19 protein-coding genes are annotated in these 21,510 nt (G+C 58.2%); 8 read left to right on the top strand and 11 right to left on the bottom strand.

Annotation, left to right across the window (positions count from 1 at the left end; genetic code table 11):
* Positions 1-21: 21 nt before the first annotated feature.
* The 4 genes from pheA to ABD013_RS17855 form a co-directional block, all read right to left on the bottom strand.
* A complete protein-coding gene (gene pheA, locus ABD013_RS17870) occupies positions 22-912 on the bottom strand; it encodes a chorismate mutase (RefSeq protein WP_343809032.1) in 891 nt (296 codons plus the stop codon).
* Between the two features lie 3 nt (positions 913-915).
* Positions 916-1,998 (bottom strand): 3-phosphoserine/phosphohydroxythreonine transaminase, encoded by a 1,083-nt coding sequence (serC, locus tag ABD013_RS17865; protein WP_343809031.1) that lies wholly within the window; start codon positions 1,996-1,998, stop codon positions 916-918.
* 32 nt (positions 1,999-2,030) lie between these two features.
* Entirely contained in the window at positions 2,031-4,670 is a 2,640-nt protein-coding gene (gene gyrA, locus ABD013_RS17860) for a DNA gyrase subunit A (protein ID WP_343809030.1), read from the bottom strand.
* Positions 4,671-4,796: 126 nt separating this feature from the next.
* Positions 4,797-6,125, bottom strand: a complete 1,329-nt coding sequence (locus ABD013_RS17855; RefSeq protein WP_343809029.1) for an HDOD domain-containing protein — start codon at positions 6,123-6,125, stop codon at positions 4,797-4,799.
* Between the two features lie 96 nt (positions 6,126-6,221).
* Between ABD013_RS17855 and ubiG the strand changes: the two genes are divergently transcribed.
* The 3 genes from ubiG to ABD013_RS17840 are packed head-to-tail and all read left to right on the top strand — an operon-like array spanning position 6,222 to position 8,410.
* Positions 6,222-6,941 (top strand): bifunctional 2-polyprenyl-6-hydroxyphenol methylase/3-demethylubiquinol 3-O-methyltransferase UbiG, encoded by a 720-nt coding sequence (gene ubiG, locus ABD013_RS17850; RefSeq protein WP_343809028.1) that lies wholly within the window; start codon positions 6,222-6,224, stop codon positions 6,939-6,941.
* Positions 6,941-7,615 carry an HAD family hydrolase gene (locus tag ABD013_RS17845; protein WP_343809027.1) on the top strand — a complete coding sequence of 225 codons (675 nt, stop codon included), beginning with the start codon at positions 6,941-6,943 and terminating at the stop codon, positions 7,613-7,615. The genes ubiG and ABD013_RS17845 overlap by 1 nt, the downstream gene beginning before the upstream one ends.
* A gap of 39 nt (positions 7,616-7,654) precedes the next feature.
* Positions 7,655-8,410, top strand: a complete 756-nt coding sequence (locus ABD013_RS17840) for a YciK family oxidoreductase (RefSeq protein ID WP_343809026.1) — start codon at positions 7,655-7,657, stop codon at positions 8,408-8,410.
* Between the two features lie 73 nt (positions 8,411-8,483).
* On the opposite strand, the gene rluB is transcribed toward ABD013_RS17840, so the two are convergent.
* From rluB to ABD013_RS17820, 4 genes are all read right to left on the bottom strand, one after another.
* Positions 8,484-9,413, bottom strand: a complete 930-nt coding sequence (gene rluB / locus ABD013_RS17835; protein WP_343809025.1) for a 23S rRNA pseudouridine(2605) synthase RluB — start codon at positions 9,411-9,413, stop codon at positions 8,484-8,486.
* A 114-nt stretch (positions 9,414-9,527) separates the two neighbouring features.
* Entirely contained in the window at positions 9,528-9,923 is a 396-nt protein-coding gene (locus tag ABD013_RS17830) for an H-NS histone family protein (protein WP_343809024.1), read from the bottom strand.
* A 78-nt stretch (positions 9,924-10,001) separates the two neighbouring features.
* Complete coding sequence (locus ABD013_RS17825) at positions 10,002-10,622, bottom strand: L-threonylcarbamoyladenylate synthase (protein ID WP_343809022.1); 621 nt, start codon at positions 10,620-10,622, stop codon at positions 10,002-10,004.
* Positions 10,623-10,656: 34 nt separating this feature from the next.
* A complete protein-coding gene (locus ABD013_RS17820; RefSeq protein WP_343809021.1) occupies positions 10,657-11,481 on the bottom strand; it encodes a PHP domain-containing protein in 825 nt (274 codons plus the stop codon).
* A gap of 94 nt (positions 11,482-11,575) precedes the next feature.
* On the opposite strand from ABD013_RS17820, the gene ABD013_RS17815 reads away from it, so the two are divergent.
* The 4 genes from ABD013_RS17815 to ABD013_RS17800 all read left to right on the top strand — a co-directional run bounded on the left by ABD013_RS17815 (position 11,576) and on the right by ABD013_RS17800 (position 13,701).
* Complete coding sequence (locus tag ABD013_RS17815) at positions 11,576-12,130, top strand: septation protein A (protein ID WP_343809020.1); 555 nt, start codon at positions 11,576-11,578, stop codon at positions 12,128-12,130.
* Complete coding sequence (locus tag ABD013_RS17810; protein WP_343809019.1) at positions 12,130-12,429, top strand: YciI family protein; 300 nt, start codon at positions 12,130-12,132, stop codon at positions 12,427-12,429. Before ABD013_RS17815 ends, ABD013_RS17810 begins: the two co-directional genes overlap by 1 nt.
* A gap of 143 nt (positions 12,430-12,572) precedes the next feature.
* Positions 12,573-13,172 (top strand): OmpA family protein, encoded by a 600-nt coding sequence (locus ABD013_RS17805; RefSeq protein ID WP_343809018.1) that lies wholly within the window; start codon positions 12,573-12,575, stop codon positions 13,170-13,172.
* Between the two features lie 100 nt (positions 13,173-13,272).
* A complete protein-coding gene (locus tag ABD013_RS17800; protein ID WP_343809017.1) occupies positions 13,273-13,701 on the top strand; it encodes a DsrE family protein in 429 nt (142 codons plus the stop codon).
* Between the two features lie 69 nt (positions 13,702-13,770).
* Here the strand turns inward: ABD013_RS17800 and purL are convergent, their stop codons facing one another.
* Positions 13,771-17,673 carry a phosphoribosylformylglycinamidine synthase gene (gene purL, locus ABD013_RS17795; protein ID WP_343809016.1) on the bottom strand — a complete coding sequence of 1,301 codons (3,903 nt, stop codon included), beginning with the start codon at positions 17,671-17,673 and terminating at the stop codon, positions 13,771-13,773.
* 108 nt (positions 17,674-17,781) lie between these two features.
* On the opposite strand from purL, the gene mltF reads away from it, so the two are divergent.
* Positions 17,782-19,281 (top strand): membrane-bound lytic murein transglycosylase MltF, encoded by a 1,500-nt coding sequence (mltF, locus tag ABD013_RS17790; RefSeq protein WP_343809015.1) that lies wholly within the window; start codon positions 17,782-17,784, stop codon positions 19,279-19,281.
* Between the two features lie 6 nt (positions 19,282-19,287).
* On the opposite strand, the gene tadA is transcribed toward mltF, so the two are convergent.
* Positions 19,288-19,785: a tRNA adenosine(34) deaminase TadA gene (tadA, locus tag ABD013_RS17785; protein ID WP_343809014.1), complete on the bottom strand. Its 498-nt coding sequence runs from the start codon at positions 19,783-19,785 to the stop codon at positions 19,288-19,290.
* 76 nt (positions 19,786-19,861) lie between these two features.
* On the bottom strand, positions 19,862-21,442 hold the full coding sequence (gene guaA, locus ABD013_RS17780; RefSeq protein ID WP_343809012.1) for a glutamine-hydrolyzing GMP synthase: 1,581 nt from the start codon (positions 21,440-21,442) through the stop codon (positions 19,862-19,864).
* Between the last annotated feature and the right edge of the window lie 68 nt (positions 21,443-21,510).

Genomic DNA, 21,510 nt, shown 5'->3' with positions numbered 1-21,510 from the left:
GTCCTTCTGATCGTGTAAGACTTACAATACGGCTTTCGGGTAGGAGCCCAGATGCTTGACCTCCACCTGCAGGTCATTCAGCTCGACCATCAGTTCAGCAACCCTGTCGTCACTGACATGCCCTTCAAAATCAATATAGAACAGCGTTTTCCAGTCATGCTGCCCGCTGCTGCGAGTCTCCAGACGGGTGAGGCTGATCTTGCGACGGTGGAAAGGAGCCAGCAGATCATGCAGCGCACCCGGTTCATCGCCGCAGATCAGCAACAGAGAGGTCTTGTCTTCGCCGCTCGGTCCGATGGCGTCACGGCCGACCACCAGATAGCGCGGGCATCGGTTCAGCTGGCTGGACGCCGCCTCCGGCGTCAGCTCCACCTCGCCACAAATATGCAGATTGAAGCGGCGGAAAAGATCCAGTGTATGCCGGATCAGCCCCGCATCCTCACTCTCGATCGGTACCACTGCGTAGTGCGCTTCGCCCTGCTCGACCGCCGTGAACACCTGCTCAAGACTGTCCAGTGCATGGCACTCGGCCGCCTGACCAAAGTGCTTCTGTGCCGCCTGCTGAGTAAAGGTGCCTTCGGGTCCGAGGAATACCACCTTAAGCGGTTCCTCCAGCGCCAGGCAGACCGACATCACCTCGCGGAACAACCGTCCGACAGTGGCATCCGCCAACGGCCCTTCGTTGCGCGCCATCACGGCACGCAGCACCTGGGCTTCACGCTCGGGGCGGTAGAACACCGGGGTTTCTTCGCCCTGACGATAGCGTTCCTTCACCTCTGCAACCTGCTGCGCCAGGCGCGCCCGGTCGTTGAGCAACTGATGGATCTGGCGGTCGACACTGTCGATCTGATCGCGCAGAACCCGCAGCTCCGCTTCCTGCGCATCCCCCGCCGGCGGTTGGTTCACACTCATTGATCAGGCCTGCTCTTTCTCGAATCGCTGCATGAAGTCGATCAGGGCATCCACGGCCGCTTCCGGCACGGCGTTGTAGATGCTGGCACGCATGCCGCCCACGGAACGATGCCCCTTCAGGTTCATCAGTCCCTCGGCCTCGGCCAGCTCAAGGAAGCGATTCTCCAGAGCTGTATCCGCCAGGGTAAACGGTACGTTCATGATCGAACGGTTGTTGATCGCCACCGGGTTGCCGTAGAAGTCACTGCCATCAATCGCCGCGTACAGCTTGGCCGCCTTGCGACGATTCACCTCGGCAATGGCTTCAACACCGCCCTGACGCTTGAGCCACTGGAATACCAGACCGGCCAGGTACCAGCCGAAGGTCGGCGGGGTATTGTTCATGGAATCGGCATCGGCGTGGATCTTGTAGTCGTACATGCTCGGCGTACCGGCCAGGGTCTGGCCGATCAGGTCTTCACGCACGATCACCACGGTCAGGCCGGCCGGTCCGATGTTCTTCTGCGCACCCGCGTAGATCAGACCAAAGCGGCTGACGTCGATCGGTGCCGACAGGATGTCGGAAGACATGTCCGCGACCAGCGGCACATTGCCGCTGTCGGGGATGTAATCGAACTCGACGCCACCGATGGTTTCATTGGTGGTGTAGTGCAGGTAGGCCGCATTGGGATCCAGCTGCAGTTCGGACTGACCCGGTGCCGAGGTAAAGTTGTTGGCCTCGACGCTGGCGGCGATGTTGACACCACCGTAGCGCTGGGCTTCCTTGATCGCCTTCTTCGACCAGATGCCGGTGTTGATATAGTCGGCCGAGGCGGCACCGCGCAGCAGGTTCATCGGCACCATGGCGAACTGGGCGGTGGCACCGCCCTGCAGGAAGAGCACCTTGTAGTTGCTCGGGATGCCCATCAGGTCGCGCAGGTCCTGTTCGGCCTGCTCGGCCACACCGACATACTCGGCACTGCGGTGACTCATCTCCATGATGGAGAGTCCCTCGCCATGCCAATCCAGCAGTTCTGCCTGAGCCTGCAGCAGGACCTCTTCCGGCAACGCCGCGGGACCTGCACTGAAATTGAATTTGCGCGTCATATCTGTTTTTGCTTCCACACTATATACGGAAATTATTCGTCGTCAGCGTCTGCTGCCGGCGCGTCAGCGGCCGTATCGGACTCGCCGGTTGCCGTCGATTCAGTGACACTCTCATCAGCAGCATCGGCTTCGCCTTCGACCTCCTCAGGCTCTTCGATACGTGCAATACCGACCAGCGCTTCTTCGTCCGCCAGACGGATCAGCATCACGCCCTGTGTATTACGGCCCAGGCTGGAGATTTCGCCGCTACGGGTACGCACCAGAGTGCCCCGGTCACTGATCAGCATGACATCGTCGCCTTCGAACACCTGCACCGCACCGGCCAGCTGGCCATTGCGATCGGTGCACTGCATGGCGATGACACCCTGGCCACCACGGCCACGCAACGGGAATTCGTCGACACGAGTCTTCTTGCCGTAACCGTGCTCGGATGCGGTCAGTACTTCACCGCCTTCCTGAGGCACGATCAGCGAGATCACCCGCGCATCCTCATCCATCTTCACGCCGCGCACACCGCGCGCAGTACGCCCCATGGCACGCACATCGTCCTCGTTGAAGCGGATCGCCTTGCCGGCACTGGTCACCAGCATGACATCGTCCTGACCGCTGGTCAGAGTGGCGCCGATCAAACGGTCACCGTCCACGATATCCAGCGCAATCAGACCGGTGCTGCGCGGACGCGAGAAGGCATCCAGCGGGGTCTTCTTCACCGTACCGTTGGCAGTCGCCATGAAAATGAAGCGTTCGGGATCGAACTCTTTCACCGGCAGGATGGTGCTGATGCTTTCGTCTTCTGCAAGCGGCAGGATGTTGATCACCGGACGGCCGCGGGAGGCACGGCTAGCTGGCGGGATCTCATACACTTTCAGCCAGTACACCTTGCCCATATTGGTGAAGCAGAGCACGGTATCGTGGGTATTGGCGATCAGCAGATGCTCGATGAAGTCTTCATCCTTCATCGCGGTCGCCGACTTGCCCTTGCCGCCACGGCGCTGGGCCTGATAGTCGGTCAGCGGCTGAGTCTTGGCGTAGCCGGCATGGGAGATTGTCACCACCATGTCTTCTTCGGTGATCAGATCGGCTACAGTCAGGTCCTGCATGGACGCCTGGATCTCGGTGCGACGCTCATCGGCATACTCGGCCACCAGCGTTTCCAGCTCTTCACGGATCACTTCCATCAGGCGCTCGTAGGAGCCCAGAATGTGCAGCAGCTCAGCGATCTTTTCCAGCAGCTCACGGTATTCAGCGATCAGCTTCTCGTGTTCCAGGCCAGTCAGGCGGTGCAGACGCAGATCCAGAATCGCCTGCGCCTGTACCGGCGACAGGTAGTAGTGACCGTCGCGCAGGCCATACTGCGGCTCCAGATCTTCCGGACGGCAGGCCGTTTCACCGGCACGTTCCAGCATATCGGTGACGTTACCCGGCGCCCAGGCGGTAGAGATCAAACGTTCCTTGGCTTCTGCCGGGGTCGGCGACTGCTTGATCAGTTCGATGACCGGATCGATGTTGGCCAGCGCGATTGCCAGACCTTCCAGCACATGACCGCGTTCACGCGCCTTGCGCAGTTCGTAAATGGTACGGCGGGTCACCACTTCACGGCGGTGACGCACGAAGCATTCGAGGATGGTTTTCAGGTCCAGAATCTTCGGCTGGCCGTCGACCAGCGCCACCATGTTGATACCGAAGACACTCTGCAGCTGGGTTTGGGCGAAGAGGTTGTTGATCACCACCTCAGGCACTTCACCGCGGCGCAGCTCGATCACGATGCGCATGCCGTCCTTGTCGGACTCGTCACGCAGCTCGCTGATACCCTCGATCTTTTTCTCTTTGACCAGGTCCGCGATCTTTTCGATCAGGCGGGCCTTGTTGAGCTGATACGGGATCTCGGTGATCACCAGCACCGGACGGCCGGTCTTGGGATGCTCTTCGACGTGGTGACGGGCACGCACGTAGATGCGGCCACGACCGGTACGGTAGGCTTGCAGGATGCCGGCACGGCCATTGATGATGCCACCGGTCGGGAAGTCCGGCCCCGGAATCGACTCCATCAACTCATCGATGCTGATGTCCGGGTTATCGATCAGGGCGAGACAGCCCTGTACCACTTCACCCAGGTTATGCGGCGGAATATTGGTCGCCATACCGACGGCGATACCGGCCGAACCATTGACCAGCAGGTTCGGAACTCGAGTCGGCAGAACGGCCGGGATTTTTTCGGTGCCGTCGTAGTTGTCGACGAAATCCACCGTTTCCTTGTCCAGGTCGGCCAGCAGCTCATGGGAGATCTTGGCCATTCGGATCTCGGTATAACGCATGGCCGCCGCCGAGTCGCCATCGACGGAACCGAAGTTCCCCTGGCCATCCACCAGCATGTAGCGCATGGAGAAGTCCTGCGCCATACGCACGATGGTGTCATACACCGCACTGTCACCGTGCGGGTGGTATTTACCGATAACATCACCAACGACACGCGCCGACTTCTTATACGGCTTGTTCCAGTCATTGTTCAGTTCGTTCATGGCGAACAATACACGCCGATGAACCGGTTTCAGGCCGTCACGCACATCCGGCAGAGCTCGGCCAACGATTACGCTCATGGCGTAGTCGAGGTAGGACTGTTTCAGCTCGTCTTCAATGTTGACTGGCAGAACTTCTTTGGCTAAATCACCCATTCGCACAGCTTTCCTTGATCCGGTACCCGAGCACGCCCTGATGGCGCGCTTATAAACTGCGGAAGTATACCACAGCGCGGATCAATTCACGCTAACCACGACGGCCTGTATACACAAATCCCGGCCTCAGCCGAGCATCCTGCGCAGCGCGGCCGGCAGGGCGTTGCGCCGTTGACGTAGCTGGGGAACTATCTTTTGCTGCCAAAGCTGCTCAGCCGACACGGCTTCCAGACCCAATTGATGCTGATAAGCATCAACAAAAGGTGCTGCCACAACCTGCTTCAGCCGATCATCCATCACCCAGCCTGCCAAGTGCAGCAACGCAACGGTATCGCACCAGGCTGATGGCAACTGCTCGGGAGGCATCCATTGGGGATAATGCTGCAGCGAAATCACCTGCCAGATGACTTCCGGCAACAACCAGTTTCGCAGCAAGAGGCTGCCTGCTACTCCAGAAGGGACACGCCGAACCAGCTCACGACAGGCAGGCTGCTGGCGCTGCATGACCACTAGTACGACGCGACCTATATCATGCAACAAGGCAATGGTTGCCAGCTCCGCCGGACGCCCGCGGCCAGTCACCTGCGCCAGTGCAAAAGCGATATACGACAACATCAACGCCCGTTGATAACTGACCTTAAAGCCTTCGCTATCCGGCAACGACCTGCGCAGCGTTTCCGCCATGATGATTTGATAGACGCCTTCAAACCCCAGCATGGTCACGGCATGACTGAGGTCGGCGACCGGGTTGCCAAAGCTGTAGGCCGGCGAGTTAACAGCCTTCAGCAAAGTCGCGGTCATAGCCGGATCCTGCCTCACCATATCGACAACCTGCGCATGGGTACTGTTTTCATCCAACAGCCGCTCAAGCAACTCGATACAGGATACCGGGAGTCGCGGGATACGATCGATGACGGCCAACACCCCCTCCGAGCGCTCCAACCCTGCTGACTGGGCACGCAGCTCTTTAAAGGCATTCGCAGCGAGCTGGCCACAGCTCTGCCGCAAGGCATCTCGCTCCTCAATCAGGCCGGTCGCGAGCCGGGAACTGAAAGCACGACCACGCTGCAGTAACACAAGCTGCGTCTGCTCATGCAGCTGATCGAATTGAGACCTGGTCAGGCTGAACAGCAGGCCAGAACCTTGCGCCAACAGTTTGGCATTACTCGCCACGGGAGATAGTTCAGACAGGGGGTACATCAACGTGCCTGCCGATAACTCAACTGAACGGCAGGTTACACCTTGCAGGCTTAGCTCACCCTCCCTGACCAGCAGTGTCTGCCGCGCCAGCTCCGGCCACCGCTGAAACAGGTCCATACCGGCTTCGAATCGCACACTGCTTGACCTGTTGAGCAGTTCGACCATCGCGGCATCAGACAGTCCTATCCAGGACTTTCCGCTTCTATGCTGTTCCGTTGGCGCCACCTTTGCAGTACGTTTCCATAGCTCAATCATTATTACCCCTTCACCACGCCTTACGTCCCGATTTCCGCGCCTAACACCATGATGCTAGAATGCGCCCTACTGGAATCTTGAGCAAGGGTACTGAGCATGAATGAGGATCGCGGGTTGAACCTGGACCCGGCTGAAATCGCCAAATTTGAGGAGCTCGCCAGCCGCTGGTGGGATCGCGACAGCGAGTTCAAGCCTCTGCATGACATCAACCCATTGCGGGTGGATTTCATTGATCGCATCGGCCAGCTTGCAGGTAAGAAGGTACTGGATGTTGGCTGCGGCGGTGGTATTCTTTCGGAAGCAATGGCGCACCGTGGCGCCGATGTCAGCGGCATCGATATGGGCGAGGCCCCGCTCAAGGTCGCCAAGCTGCACGGCCTGGAAAGCGGCGCCAAGGTCAACTACCGACGCATCACTGTCGAGGACCTGGCCGAAGAGCAGCCGGAGCAGTATGACATCGTCACCTGCATGGAGATGCTGGAACACGTTCCCGACCCAGCCTCGGTGGTAAGAGCCTGCGCCCGACTGATCAAGCCCGGCGGCAAGGTATTTCTGTCCACACTGAACCGCAACCCGAAGAGCTATCTGTTTGCCATTCTCGGCGCTGAGCGAGTGCTCAAGCTGGTTCCGGCGGGCACCCACGATTTCAACAAGTTCATCCGCCCCGCCGAGCTTGGACATATGGTACGCAATGCCAGCATGGAGATCGACGAAATCACCGGGCTGGTCTACAACCCGCTGACCAAGGTCTACCGCCTCGACGCCTCGGATGTGGATGTAAATTACATGCTGGCATGCCATAAAGAGGCCTGCTGATGAGCCCCCCCGCCGCCGTTCTCTTCGACCTGGATGGCACTCTGCTCGATACCGCCCGGGACTTTCACCGCGTCATCAACCGCATGCTGGCGGAGGCCGGGCAGGCAGCGATCGACTATGAATCCCTGCGCACCCAGGTCTCCAATGGTGCGCGCGCCATGGTCTGCCATGCCTTTGAGCTGGACACCGAGGACGCCGACTTTCCCCGCCTGCACCAGCAACTGCTCGACTATTATGCCGAACAGCTGCTGGTCAGCAGCAGCCTCTTTCCCGGCATGACCGAGCTGCTGGAGTGGTTGGAACAGCAGGACATCCAGTGGGGCATCGTGACCAACAAGCCACAGCGGTTCACCTTGCCGCTACTGAAGGCGCTGGAGCTGGACCAACGCTGTGGCAGCGTGATCTGCCCGGAAGATGTCAACCATGCCAAACCCGACCCCGAAGGACTGCTGCTGGCCTGCCGTCAGCTAGGCGTCACCCCTGAGCACAGCCTCTATGTCGGCGACCATGTACGCGACATAGAAGCCGGTCGTGCCGCCCGCATGCGCACCATTGCGGCCGGCTGGGGTTACCTGAACCCGGGCGAGACGCCGGAAGAGTGGCACAGCGACCATATCAGCCAACGCTCTACCGACCTTCAGCCCCTGCTACACTCACTATTACAGGCAAGCTAAACTCTGCTTTCCGCCAGTTTTCTTACCAAGGAGCTTAGGATGTTTCACTACAACGCCCCGGCCGACCTGCTGAAAGACCGCATCATTCTGGTGACAGGTGCCGGCGAGGGCATCGGCCGCGCCGCCGCCAAACACTACGCGGCACATGGCGCCACCGTGGTACTGCTGGGACGGACCCTGGAAAAGCTGGAATCTCTTTACGACGAGATCGAAAACGCCGGCCATCCCCAGCCCGCCATCGTACCGATGAATCTGGACTCCGCCACCGAGCACGACTATATCGAGCTCAGCAACCAGCTGTACGACGAGTTTGGCCACCTTGACGGCATCCTGCACAACGCCGGCCTGCTGGGCATGCGCACTTCGATCGAGAACTACGATCCGATCACTTGGGAGCAGGTGATGCGCGTAAACGTGCACGCCCCCTTCCTGATGACGCAGGCACTGCTGCCGCTGCTGCAGCGCTCCGGCGATGCTTCGATCGTATTTACCTCATCCGGCGTGGGCCGCAAGGGACGTGCCTACTGGGGCGCCTATGCGGTATCCAAGTTTGCCACCGAAGGGATGATGCAAGTACTCGCGGATGAACTGGAAAACAGCCCGAACATCAGAATCAACGCCATCAACCCGGGCGCGACACGCACCCAGATGCGCGCCTACGCCTACCCGGCCGAGCCGCCGGAAAACAACCCGACGCCTGACGAGATCATGCCGCTGTACCTGTATTTGATGGGGGCCGACAGCCGCCAGGTTAACGGGCAATCACTGGATGCCCAGGGTGACGGAGCTGCCTGAGCATAGGGAATACCAGAAACACGAAGGGGGCCCAAGGCCCCCCTTTTTTACGTCAGTGCGCTATCGCTCAAGCTCAAACGCGACGACCGCGCTTGCTGACATTACGCTTGCCAACAGAACGCGCCTTGCTCCGTCTTTTCCCGGCAGTGCGCGGCTGCTCTTCTTCGCTCTGCCCCTTGATCACCTCCTGACGTACCCGCTGACGCTTGTACAGACGCTTCTCCTTCTCCGACTCCAGCGGTGTCGGGCGGTGAGTACGCGCCGTCTCCAGCTCCAGCTCTTTCGACAGATGGTCCACTTCCTTGGGCGCCAGCTCTCTCCAGGTACCGACCTTGATGTCACTGGGCAGGAAAACAGGACCGAAACGAACCCTCTTGAGGCGGTTCACCTGCGCTCCCTGTGATTCCCACAGACGTCGCACTTCGCGATTACGCCCTTCCATCACCACGCAGTGGTACCATTTGTTGGCACCTTCACCGTCGAAATAGCGCACATCACTGAAGCGGGCCATGCCATCTTCGAGCAGTACACCCTGCTTCAGCCGCTCCAGCATCGCCTCATCCACATCCCCCAGTACACGCACGGCATACTCACGGTCGATCTGCATGGACGGATGCATCATGCGGTTGGCCAGCTCGCCATCGGTGGTGAAGATCAACAGCCCGCTGGTGTTAATATCCAGACGACCAATCGCCACCCAGCGCCCCTGCTTAAGAGGCGGCAGGTTATCGAACACCGTCGGGCGCCCTTCAGGGTCATGACGGGTACAGACCTCGCCCAGAGGCTTGTTGTACACCAATACCCGGCGCTCGGCCGTTGCCGAGAAGGTCAATTCGACTTCCTTGCCATCCACACTGACACGATCCTCAGCCGAGACTCGATCGCCAAGGGTCGCTGGCTGGTCGTTCAGGGTAATACGACCACTTTCTATCCAACGCTCCATCTCACGACGTGAGCCAAAACCGGAACGCGCCAAAACCTTCTGCAATTTTTCATCATGCATTTTGACGTCTCCTGAGCCACTCTTCGCGAGAGCAGCCATTAATGTTTGAAATAATCAAAAAAGCCCCTTCAGGTATTCCCGAAGAGGCTTCGTACTGCCGCGAATGATGCCTGATCATTCAACGGTCGGCAACTGTTCCTTGGTCAGGTTATTCTGATCCATGTACTCGCGGAATGCGATCGGGGTACGGCCACGGCCAGACCAGCTGTGCTCCTGCCCTTCGCTATCCGTAATAACATATTTAGCCTTGACCGATTTGCGTGCAACAGGCTCAACACCCTGCTTGAGTTCGTCCAGGCCAATTCCAGCCTCTTTCATCAGGCGCTGAATTTCTTCAACCTGCTGCTGCTTGGCCTGCTCCATTTCAGCATGACGCTGAGCAGCTTCCTCGATTTCAGCACGAATATCGTTCAGGTCCGCAATTACCTTATCGATGTCAGCCAGGCTCATATCCTGGCACTGTTTACGCAAAGAGTTCTTGCGAGTCAGTGTCTTAATGAAGTCAGTCATTTTAAAGCGCCATTATCAGTCGTTAATTAGCTTTAATTATCGCTATAAAAGACTTTTTTTCAATATAAAGTAGAATATTTATTTAAAATATTCGACATCACCGGCGCCTTCTCGAACCACCACCGGAACATCATCTACCATATTGATGACACTGGTTGCCTCCATGCCGCAATAACCACCATCAATGACCAGATCAACCTGGTGCTGAAGCAAATCTCGCATTTCATAAGGATCAGTTAATGGCAGCTCTTCACCCGGCATTATCAGTGAGGTACTCATTATTGGCTCACCCAGCTGTGAAAGAAGCGCTGCCACTATCGCATTATCGGGTACGCGTATTCCGATAGTACGGCGCTTGGGGTGCAGCAGCCTGCGCGGTACTTCCGTGGTCGCTGGCAAAATAAAGGTATAGGCACCTGGCGTATGCGCCTTCAAAAGCCGGAACTGCTGATTATCCACCTTGGCATAGGTACCAATAGACGATAAATCATCACAGACCAGCGTAAAGTTGTGCTTATCATCCAGGCGACGAATCTGCTTGATGCGATCCACTGCCTTTTTGTCCCCCAAATGACAGCCCAGTGCATAGGCGCAATCGGTCGGGTAAATAATGACACCACCCTGACGCAGAATTTCAACCGCCTGCTGAATCAGGCGCTGCTGCGGGTTCTCCGGGTGAATCTGAAAAAACTGGCTCATAAAGCCTCCTGTCTGTATGCGAACCCGCTCGGGCTCAAAGGGGCATATCCGTATAAAACTGATGTATCAGGTGTCTGGACGTTTCCACACGGGGAAAACGCCCCAGCCCGGTCCAGTGATGCTCGGGGTTATGAAAGTCACTGCCGGAAGAAACCTGCATATCCAGAACTTCAGCCTGTTTAAGCAGCAGCCGTATATAGTCCTGACTGATGCCCGGGTAACCAATTTCAAAACCATCCGCACCAGCCTCTGCCAGTGCCGACAACAACAGCCTCAACCGGGAAAAGGTCATTCGGTATTTGGTTGGGTGTGCCAGGATAGCCTTGCCGCCGCTGGCCTGAACAATGGCAATCGCCTCCGCCACATCCGGCCACTCCGCCTTGACGTCGCCCACCTTGCCCTGTCCAAGATAGCGATCAAAGGCTTCATTCTCGGTGCTGACCACTCCTGCCTCCAGCAGGGCCCGAGCAAAATGCGGGCGCCCTATCTGACCTCTGCCGGCATGGGTGCGTGCCCGCTCCAGAATATCATCCGGTGCGCGCTTGCCACGCAGCTTGAAAGCTATGGTCTCCGCCCGCTGTTCACGCAGCCGCTGCAGGCGCGCTTCATATTCACGCCAGCCTTCATACTCCGGATCGATCCCCAGTCCCAGCAGGTGCAGAGTACGCTTATGCCAGCGACAGGTCAGCTCAACCCCCGGAATAAACTGAATACCCTGACGTACCGCCTCGACCCGAGCCTCATTCAGGCCCGCCAGCGTATCGTGGTCGGTCAGGGCCAGATAACGGATGGAAGCCTCGGCCGCGCGCGCCACCAGTTCGGCCGGGGACAGGGCACCATCAGATGCTGTACTATGCATGTGCAGATCAAACCTGGGCTGTTCCGCAGAATTCAGGTCGGTCACGATAAAGGGCACACCTCCGTATTAACTTACTGGTCAGATTAGCAGGACGATGAAACTATTACTCGACTTTCTTCCCGTCATTATATTCTTTGCCGTCTATAAATTCAGTGGCGATATCATCCTGGCTACTGCCGTCCTGATTCCGGCAACCCTGTTACAGATGGCTTACACCTGGTTCAAAACCCATCGCATCGAAAAAATGCAGCTGGTCACTCTGGGCCTGGTCGTGGTTCTCGGGGGGGCTACCGTTTTATTGGATAACAAAGCCTTCATCCAGTGGAAACCGACAGTGGTCAACTGGCTATTCGCACTGGCATTTCTCGGCAGCCACTTTATTGGCCAGAAAACCATCGTGCAGCGAATGATGGAGAGCAGCATTGAGCTCCCTGACCGAATCTGGCGACAGCTGAATATGGGCTGGGCCACATTCTTCGTATTGATGGGAATACTGAACCTGGCTGTCGTCTATACGATGAGCGAAGAGGCCTGGGTCAATTTCAAACTTTTTGGCATGCTCGGCTGCACCCTGATCTTTATCATCGCTCAGGGGGTATATATCTCCCGCCATATGCCGCAGCAGGATCAACATAACGGAGAACAATAATGTATTACGCCATCATCGCCGAAGATAAGGCCAACGTACTCGATAAACGCATGGCCGCCCGGCCTGACCATTTGGCACGACTTGAACAGCTTAAACAGCAGGGACGCCTGCTGGTGGCCGGACCGCACCCGGCCATCGACAGCGAAGATCCCGGTCCTGCAGGCTTTACCGGCAGCCTGGTCATTGCCGAATTTGACTCCCTTGAAGCGGCTCAACAGTGGGCTGATACCGACCCTTATTGCGCCGCCGGCGTATATGATAAAGTCACGGTAAAACCATATAAAAAAGTGCTACCTTAAGTTAGTATAGGCTCTAGCTGATGCAGCCCTGTTACAGATACCCTGGTAGGAAGCACAGGTGTTCGGCTGCTTAAGGCGAAAATAGTTGTAATGTACTAAACTGTTTGCAAATTCAAACATCCACCTGGCACAAGGATATGATGATGAAAAAAATTGCAATTGCTGCTGGATTGGCGATGGCTCTGGGTGCTTCTGCCGCTCAGGCTGCTGTACCGGGTTACGCCGTAAACTCCAGCGACACCATCTGGCGCACCAGCTTTGGTGAGTGCTGGCACACCGGCTTCTGGACTCAGGAGCAGGCTGTTGAAGGTTGCGACAACGTGATGGCCAAAGCTGAAGAACCGGCTCCGGCTCCGGCTCCGGCTCCGGCTGCTACCATGGCTGACGTTGAGAAGAAGTTTGCGCTGTACTTCGACTTCGACAGCACCAAGGTTGGCGACGTAAGCAACGTTGTTAACTACATCGGTTCCCTGGCTAGCCTGCAGAGCGTCAAGCTGGTTGGTTACGCTGACTTCATCGGTTCCGCAGCTTACAACGAGAAGCTGTCTGAGCGTCGTGCTCGCGCAGTTGCTGCCAAGCTGGAACAGGCTGGTGTTGACGCCAGCAAGATGTCTATCGGCTTCATGGGCGAATCCGCTCCGGTTGCAAACTGCACCGGTCGTGGCGCCGAGCTGATCGCATGTCTGCGTCCAGACCGTCGTGTAGACGTGGAAATCATGGGCCAGAAGCGCGTTCAGCAGTAATCTGCTCAACCGCTTTATGCTCAAGGAAGCCGGCCTAGCGCCGGCTTTTTTTATGGCTGCTTTTATATAGCCACTTTTATAAAGCTACGGAGGGTCTGTCATGCTCAAACCCTTTTTCCTGGCATGGGCGCTACTCCTCACCGCACTTCCCGCGCACGCCGGCGACTACCCGGCGCAGAAGGTTGTCTACCATATCAACTACGGTGAACCTTCACGCCTGTCGGCGACCTTCACCAATATCAGCAATCACATCCAGGCCGTTGGCGAAGACAATATCGATCTCAGGGCCGTCATCCACGGCAAGGCGATCGAGTATTTCATCGCCGCCAAGGAGGATGCCGACAAGCAGATCACCCTGGACACCCTGCGACTCAGTGGGGCCCGCTTCATCATCTGTGGCAATACGCTGGATGGCTACCATATCGGCCGCGAAGCACTCTATGAAGTAGAGGCTGAAGACGTGGTCCAGGCCGGGCTGCCGGAAATCGTCCGCCTGCAGCAACAGGGTTTCAGTTACGTCAGACCCTGACTTTGCGCCCTTCAGATACAAAAAACGGCAGCCGAGGCTGCCGTTTTTCATATTGCCGGGAAAGCCTGATCAGCCGACCCAAACACGTGCGTTGCGGAACATACGCATCCAGGCACCATCCTCGGACCACTCATCCGGCGCCCAGGAGTTCTGTACGGCACGGAAGACACGCTCCGGGTGCGGCATCATGATGGTGACACGGCCATCCGGGGTGGTCAGACCGGTAATACCCAGCGGCGAACCGTTCGGGTTGGCCGGATAGACAGTGGTCGCATCGCCACGGTTATCCACATAGCGCAGGGAAACCGTACCGGATTCGTTCAGCATGCGCAGTTGCGCATCGTCTTCGAACTCGGCACGACCTTCACCATGGGCGACCGCGATTGGCATGCGGGAACCGGCCATGCCCTGCAGGAAGATGGACGGACTGTCTTCGATCTCCACCATCGCCACACGCGCTTCGAACTGCTCGGACTGATTGCGCACGAAGTGCGGCCAGAGGTCCGCGCCCGGAATCAGCTCGTGCAGGTTGGACAGCATCTGACAGCCGTTACACACGCCCAGTGCGAAGGTATCTTCACGCTCGAAGAAGGCGGAGAACTGCTCGCGCGCCACCGTATTGAACAGGATCGACTTGGCCCAGCCTTCACCGGCGCCCAGGACGTCACCGTAGGAGAAACCGCCACAGGCAACCAGGCCACGGAACTGATCCAGGGTGATGCGACCGGAGAGAATGTCGCTCATATGCACGTCAATCGCTTCGAAACCGGCACGATCGAACGCAGCCGCCATCTCAACCTGGCCGTTAACGCCCTGCTCACGCAGGATGGCCACTTTCGGGCGCACGCCGGAAGTGATCAGCTCAGCTGCCACGTCATCGTTCTGGTCGAAGCTCAGGCTGGCGTTCAGACCCGGATCTTCGCGATCCAGCAGACGGTCGAACTCCTGCTGCGCACACTCGGAGTTGTCACGCAGTGCCTGGATACGGTAGGAGGTCTCGGCCCACCAGCGCTGCAGCTGGATCAGGTCGGCGCTGTAGACTTCTTCGTCGTCGAAGAAGCAGTTCAACTGCAGATCCGGGTTCAGGGTACCGACCACCTTGGCTACGTCAGCCAGGCCTGCCGCGTTCAGTTCGTTAAGGACAGTTTCCATATCTTCACGACGGATCTGGATCACCGCGCCCAGCTCTTCGTTGAACAGCGCCGCCGCCAGCTCGGAGCTGTCTTCGGCCAGCAGATCCAGGTTCAGGTCAACACCGGTGCGACCGGCAAAGCCCATCTCGGCAATGGTCGCCAGCAGGCCGCCATCGGCACGGTCGTGGTAGGCCAGGATCAGACCCTGCTCGTTCAGCTCCTGAACGGCGGCGAAGAAGTTGGCCAGCAGTTCGGCGTTATCCACGTCCGGTACGTTCTGACCCACTTCGTTGTATACCTGCGCCAGCGCAGACAGGCCCATGCGATTCTGGCCATTACCCAGATCCAGCAGGATCAGGTCAGTTTCGCCCTTGTCGGTACGCAGCTGCGGCGTCAGTGTCTTGCGCGCATCCAGTACCGGCGCAAAGCCGGAGATGATCAGCGACATCGGCGCCGTTACACTCTTCTGCTCGCCGTTGTCATCCCAGACGGTACGCATGGACATCGAGTCCTTGCCCACCGGAATGGTGATACCCAGCTCGGGGCAGAGCTCCATACCCACCGCCTTGACGGTGTCGTACAGTTTTTCGTCTTCACCGGCGTGGCCAGCGGCGCACATCCAGTTGGCGGACAGCTTGATGTCGGACAGCTGGCCGATACGCGCCGCCGCCAGGTTGGTGATGGTTTCACCGATCGCCATGCGGCCGGAGGCCGGGGAATCGATCAGCGCCAGCGGGGTACGCTCACCCATCGCCATCGCTTCACCGGCATTGGTGTCGAAAGACGCCGTAGTCACGGCGCAGTCGGCAACCGGTACCTGCCAGGGGCCAACCATCTGATCACGGGCGACCTGACCAGTGATGGAACGGTCACCGATGGTAATCAGGAAGGACTTGGACGCAACCGCTGGCAGCTTGAGAACACGCTCGGCCGCATCGGCCAGCTCGATCTTCGCGGTATCGAACTCCGGCACTTCGTAGGCCTTGCGCTCAACGGTGCGGTGCATCTTCGGCGGCTTGCCGAACAGCACGCTCATCGGCAGGTCGACCGGCTTGTTGTCGAAGTGGGTATCGCCCAGTGTCAGATGGTGCTCTTCAGTGGCTTCACCGACGACCGCAAACGGGCAGCGCTCACGCTCACAAATCGCTTCGAAACGGGCCAGATCTTCCGGCTTCACCGCCATCACGTAGCGTTCCTGAGCTTCGTTACACCAGATCTCCAGCGGTGACATGCCCGGCTCGTCGTTGTTGACGTTACGCAGCTCGAAGTTGCCGCCACGACCACCGTCTTTCACCAGCTCGGGGAAAGCGTTGGACAGACCGCCGGCACCCACATCGTGGATAAAGGCGATCGGGTTGTCGTCACCCAGCTGCCAGCAGCGGTCGATCACTTCCTGACAGCGACGCTCGATCTCCGGGTTGCCACGCTGAACGGAGGCAAAATCCAGATCGGCAGAGGAGCTGCCAGAAGACATGGAGGACGCCGCACCGCCGCCGAGGCCGATCAGCATCGCCGGACCACCCAAACAGATCAGTTTGGCACCGACAGTGATTTCGCCCTTCTCGACATGATCTTCACGGATGTTGCCCAGACCACCGGCGATCATGATCGGCTTGTGATAACCGCGCACTTCATCACCGTTGGCACCCGGTACCTGCTGTTCGAAGGTACGGAAGTAACCGGTCAGGTTAGGACGACCGAATTCGTTGTTGAACGCCGCACCACCGATGGGGCCTTCAATCATGATGTCCAGTGCGGAAGCGATGCGCTCCGGCTTACCGTAACCGGATTCCCAAGGCTGTTCAAAGCTGGGGATGTTCAGATCGGATACGGTGAAACCGGTCAGACCCGCCTTCGGCTTGGAACCACGACCGGTGGCACCTTCGTCACGAATTTCACCGCCGGAACCGGTCGCCGCACCAGAGAACGGAGCAATGGCGGTCGGGTGGTTGTGGGTTTCCACCTTCATCAGAATGTGGATCGCTTCCTGGTTATAACCATACTGGCCCGTGGCCGCATCCGGGAAGAAACGACCGGCCTTGCTGCCGACGATGACGGAGGCATTGTCCTTGTACGCGGACAGAACGTTCTCGCCACCCTGGTTATAGGTGTTGCGGATCATCGCAAACAGGGAGTGCTCCTGACGCACACCATCGATGTCCCAGCTGGCGTTGAAAATCTTGTGACGGCAGTGTTCGGAGTTTGCCTGGGCAAACATCATCAGCTCGACGTCGTTGGGGTTACGCCCCAGACCATTGAAACTTTCGACCAGATAATCGATCTCATCCTCCGCCAGGGCCAGACCCAGCTCGACGTTGGCTTTGGCCAGAGCATCGCGACCACCACCCAGAATATCAACCTGGGTCATCGGACGCGGCTGTTCATGGCGGAACAGTGCCTGAGCCTGATCCAGGTCAGTCATGATCGCTTCAACCATGCGATCATGCAGCAGCTCGGCAACCTGTTCGCGCTGCTCGGCGGTCAGCGCCTGCTCGCTGCGCAGGTAGTAGGCAACACCGCGTTCAAGCCGGTCGATTGCATTCAGACCGCAGTTAAGGGCAATATCGGTTGCCTTGCTGGACCAGGGCGAGATGGTACCCGGACGCGGCACGACCAGGAAGAGCTCACCGGTCGGCTCCTCGGCACTGGCTTTGGGGCCATAGCGCAGGATACGATCAAGAACCTCAGACTCCTGTGCTTCCAGATCGCGCTGCAGATCTGCAAAGTGAGTATATTCAGCGTACAGGCCGGTCACTGCAGGCAGCTGTGACTGAATCTGGGACAGCAGTTTTGCATGACGAAAAGACGAAAGAGCGGGAGCTCCACGCAGTACGAGCATGTTGATATCGAGCCTCTTGGTTCTACCTGCGAATCAGGCGTTGGAGAGCAAAAAATTAAATGACGATTTTACCCGATCAGGCCATCGAGATACAGAATAGCAGAGCCTATGTTTAAACTGCGCCAATCTCCTCATTTACGCGAACTGATCTATTTTTGTTCTCTGGTCGTCATCACCTTCGGCCTCGCCATGCTCAGTCTCAGCACCCCAACACAGCTTGAGGCGATCAAGCAGAACGGCGTCATCCGTTTTGCCACCACCAACACCCCGATGACATACTTCATTCGCAAGGGAGAACCCGCCGGCTTTGAGTACGAATTGGCCCAGGCTTTCGCGGACCATCTGGGCGTCAAGCTTGAGCTGGCCCTGCCGGGTAGTTTTGCCGGCCTGTTTCAGGTGCTCCAGGTACGCAATGCTCACATCGCCGCCGCCAGCCTGACCGCCACCCCGGAGCGCCGCAAGCAGTTTGACTTTTCTCCCGCCTACCGCAGCAGTGCTCCTGTCGTGATCTACCGTGTCCGCCGCGGCAACCCGGCCCCCAAAACCCTTGAAGACCTGTATGGCCGCAACATCCGGGTATTGGCAGGCTCAAGCTATGCAGAGCTGCTAAAACAACTACAACCGCAACACCCTGAACTGACATGGTCCAGCAATGATGACGACTCGGTAACCGACTTGCTCGACATGGTGCACGATGGCACTTTGGACTACACCCTGCTCGACTCAGCTGTTTTCGATGCCCAGAAGTCCTTCTACCCCGGGCTCAAGTCCGCATTCGAACTGCAGGAACCCCAGCCGATCGCCTGGATGCTGAATCGACACTACGACGGCACTCTCAAGGCAGAACTGAACCGCTGGTTTCAGCTGGACAGTACCCAAGCGCTGATCAAGACATTGGAAGAGCGTTACTTCTCGCGCACCAACCCGCTCAACTTCTTCGATACCGTCACGTTCAGACGCGACTTGCAGGAGCGTTTCCTGCCCCTGTACCCCTGGTTCAAGCAGGCCGAGGAAGAAAGCGGCATCAATTGGCTGTTGCTGGCGGCAATTGCCTACCAGGAATCACACTGGAAAGAGGATGCCGTCTCGCCGACCGGTGTGCGAGGCATCATGATGCTGACCCAGGCGGCGGCCGATGAAGTCGGCGTCAGCGACCGCACCGATCCCAAACAAAGTATCCTGGGTGGCGCCCGCTACCTGGTGAACGTGAAGAAAAAGATCCCTGACCGCATACCCGACCCCGACCATACCTGGTTTGCACTGGCAGGCTACAATGTGGGTTTTGGCCACCTGGAAGACGCCCGCATTCTGACCCAGAAAGCAGGCAAGAACCCGGACAAGTGGCAACATGTCAGGGAGTTCCTGCCCCGGCTGAGCAACCCAAAATATTATCCACAGACCCGCTACGGCTACGCCCGCGGCCATGAGCCGGTGCAGTATGTCAGCAATATCCGCAAGTATATGGAGCTGTTGCGCTGGGAAGTGGATACCGCCAGCGCCCGCGACCTGGTACCGGCCCCCGAATCCGACAGCGACGCAGCGGAAACAGAAGAGCCGAGCAGCTCCATGCCGGAGCTGCCACTGAGCAACCTGCCCAGCTCACTCTGACCCCTTTTACTCCGAAGGTTTCTCGCGTCGCAGTTGCTTCAGCCGCTTCTGCTCCTCACGGCGACGCTTGAAGAAGTCACTGATCACAGCCGCGCATTCATCTGCCATCTGACCGCCTTCATACTCCGGGTGATGGTTGAGCCAGGGCTGATCAAACAACTGCTGATTGCTGACCAGCGCCCCCGCCTTGGGCTCGGTGGTGCCGAATACCACTCGCTCGATACGGGCATGCACGATGGCTCCGGCACACATGGTACAGGGCTCGATAGTGACATAGAGAGTGGCACCCACCAGACGATAGTTGCCCACACGAGCGGCCGCCTCACGCAGTGCCATGATCTCGGCATGGGCTGTGGGGTCATGACCACTGATGGGACGGTTCCAGCCCTCGCCGATCACCTCACCATCCAGTACGACCAGCGCACCGACCGGCACTTCACCCAACTCTGCAGCGCGTTGCGCCAGCTGTAGCGCCTGCTGCATGTATACCTGATCCTGCTCCATTTTCTACCACCCGGTCACCACACACGAAAAAGCCCGCGCAAGCGGGCTTTTCAATCTGATCATCCAGACTGGCCGATCATTCCCACTCGATGGTGGCCGGCGGCTTGCTGGATACGTCGTAGGTCACGCGCGAAACCTGAGCGATTTCATTGATGATACGACCGGATACCTTCTCCAGCAGCTCGTACGGCAGGTGTGCCCAGCGAGCGGTCATAAAGTCGATGGTTTCCACGGCACGCAGCGCAATCACGTATTCGTAGCGACGGCCGTCACCCACGACACCGACAGATTTCACCGGCAGGAATACCGCGAAAGCCTGGCTGGTCTTGTGGTACCAGTCCGCGTTGTGCAGCTCTTCAATGAAGATGGCATCGGCTTCACGCAGGATGTCCGCGTATTCCTTCTTCACTTCACCGAGGATACGCACACCCAGCCCCGGCCCCGGGAACGGATGACGGTAGACCATGTCGTACGGCAGGCCCAGCTCCAGACCAATCTTGCGCACTTCGTCCTTGAACAGCTCGCGCAGCGGCTCGACCAGTTCGAACTTCATGTCTTCCGGCAGGCCACCCACGTTGTGGTGCGACTTGATCACATGCGCCTTGCCGGTCTTGGAAGCGGCAGACTCGATCACGTCCGGGTAGATGGTACCCTGCGCCAGGAAGCGGCAGTCCTTCAGCTTTTCAGCTTCGTCATCAAATACTTCGATGAAGGTGTTGCCGATGATCTTGCGCTTGGCTTCAGGATCGGCTTCGCCTTTCAGGCGACCGAGGAACTGATCTTCAGCGTTGGCACGGATCACGTTGACGCCCATGTTGCGGGCAAACATGTCCATCACCTGGTCGCCTTCACCCTTGCGCAACAGGCCGTTATCCACAAACACGCAGGTCAGCTTGTCGCCGATCGCCTTGTGCAGCAGCGCCGCAACCACTGAAGAGTCAACACCGCCGGACAGGCCCAGCAGTACTTTCTGGTCACCGACCTGCTGCTGAACCTTTTCAATCAGGTCCTGGATAATGTTGGCTGCGGTCCACAGGGCTTCAGTACCACAGATCTCGCGCACGAAACGCTCCAGGATACGCAGGCCCTGCTTGGTGTGGGTCACTTCCGGGTGGAACTGAACACCGAAGAGGTTGCGCTGCGGATCACACATGGCCGCGATCGGCGCAGAGTCGGTTGCCGCAATCACGTGGAAACCTTCCGGCAGCTCGGTCACCTTGTCACCGTGGCTCATCCACACATCCAGCGACAGGCTGCCGTTGTTGGCGATGTGATCTTCGATACCCTCCAGCAGACGGCTGGGGCTGTCCGCCAGGCGAACGCGGGCATAACCGAACTCACGCTGGTCAGAGCTGGTTACCTTGCCGCCCAGCTGCTCAGCCATGGTCTGCATGCCGTAGCAGATACCCAGAACCGGCAGGCCCATGTTGAAGACACACTCGGGCGCGCGGGGAGAATCCAGCTCGGTGACGGACTCGGGACCGCCGGCCAGAATGATACCCTTGGGGGCAAATTCACGAATCGCTGCTTCATCCATATCGAAGGCATGGATCTCACAGTAAACCCCGATTTCACGTACTCGACGTGCGATCAACTGGGTGTACTGGGACCCGAAGTCCAGAATCAGGATGCGTTGCGCGTGAATGTCTTTGCTCATACTCAGTGACTCCACCGAATGCTGGCCGCCAGGCGGCGCAAACAAAAAGTGGGGCAGTCTGACGCCCC

The sequence above is a fragment of the Marinobacterium maritimum genome (assembly GCF_039523155.1).
In the GTDB taxonomy this organism is placed as follows: Bacteria; Pseudomonadota; Gammaproteobacteria; order Pseudomonadales; family Balneatricaceae; genus Marinobacterium; species Marinobacterium maritimum.
This window is presented reverse-complemented; position numbering and strand designations above follow the sequence as displayed.

Excerpts from the sequence above, each read along its gene's own strand:
- pheA (WP_343809032.1), bottom strand. The coding sequence starts at position 912 with ATGAGTGTGAACCAACCGCCGGCGGGGGATGCGCAGGAAGCGGAGCTG.
- serC (WP_343809031.1), bottom strand. The coding sequence starts at position 1,998 with ATGACGCGCAAATTCAATTTCAGTGCAGGTCCCGCGGCGTTGCCGGAA.
- gyrA (WP_343809030.1), bottom strand. The coding sequence starts at position 4,670 with ATGGGTGATTTAGCCAAAGAAGTTCTGCCAGTCAACATTGAAGACGAG.
- ABD013_RS17855 (WP_343809029.1), bottom strand. The coding sequence starts at position 6,125 with ATGATTGAGCTATGGAAACGTACTGCAAAGGTGGCGCCAACGGAACAG.
- ubiG (WP_343809028.1), top strand. The coding sequence starts at position 6,222 with ATGAATGAGGATCGCGGGTTGAACCTGGACCCGGCTGAAATCGCCAAA.
- ABD013_RS17845 (WP_343809027.1), top strand. The coding sequence starts at position 6,941 with ATGAGCCCCCCCGCCGCCGTTCTCTTCGACCTGGATGGCACTCTGCTC.
- ABD013_RS17840 (WP_343809026.1), top strand. The coding sequence starts at position 7,655 with ATGTTTCACTACAACGCCCCGGCCGACCTGCTGAAAGACCGCATCATT.
- rluB (WP_343809025.1), bottom strand. The coding sequence starts at position 9,413 with ATGCATGATGAAAAATTGCAGAAGGTTTTGGCGCGTTCCGGTTTTGGC.
- ABD013_RS17830 (WP_343809024.1), bottom strand. The coding sequence starts at position 9,923 with ATGACTGACTTCATTAAGACACTGACTCGCAAGAACTCTTTGCGTAAA.
- ABD013_RS17825 (WP_343809022.1), bottom strand. The coding sequence starts at position 10,622 with ATGAGCCAGTTTTTTCAGATTCACCCGGAGAACCCGCAGCAGCGCCTG.
- ABD013_RS17820 (WP_343809021.1), bottom strand. The coding sequence starts at position 11,481 with ATGCATAGTACAGCATCTGATGGTGCCCTGTCCCCGGCCGAACTGGTG.
- ABD013_RS17815 (WP_343809020.1), top strand. The coding sequence starts at position 11,576 with ATGAAACTATTACTCGACTTTCTTCCCGTCATTATATTCTTTGCCGTC.
- ABD013_RS17810 (WP_343809019.1), top strand. The coding sequence starts at position 12,130 with ATGTATTACGCCATCATCGCCGAAGATAAGGCCAACGTACTCGATAAA.
- ABD013_RS17805 (WP_343809018.1), top strand. The coding sequence starts at position 12,573 with ATGAAAAAAATTGCAATTGCTGCTGGATTGGCGATGGCTCTGGGTGCT.
- ABD013_RS17800 (WP_343809017.1), top strand. The coding sequence starts at position 13,273 with ATGCTCAAACCCTTTTTCCTGGCATGGGCGCTACTCCTCACCGCACTT.
- purL (WP_343809016.1), bottom strand. The coding sequence starts at position 17,673 with ATGCTCGTACTGCGTGGAGCTCCCGCTCTTTCGTCTTTTCGTCATGCA.
- mltF (WP_343809015.1), top strand. The coding sequence starts at position 17,782 with ATGTTTAAACTGCGCCAATCTCCTCATTTACGCGAACTGATCTATTTT.
- tadA (WP_343809014.1), bottom strand. The coding sequence starts at position 19,785 with ATGGAGCAGGATCAGGTATACATGCAGCAGGCGCTACAGCTGGCGCAA.
- guaA (WP_343809012.1), bottom strand. The coding sequence starts at position 21,442 with ATGAGCAAAGACATTCACGCGCAACGCATCCTGATTCTGGACTTCGGG.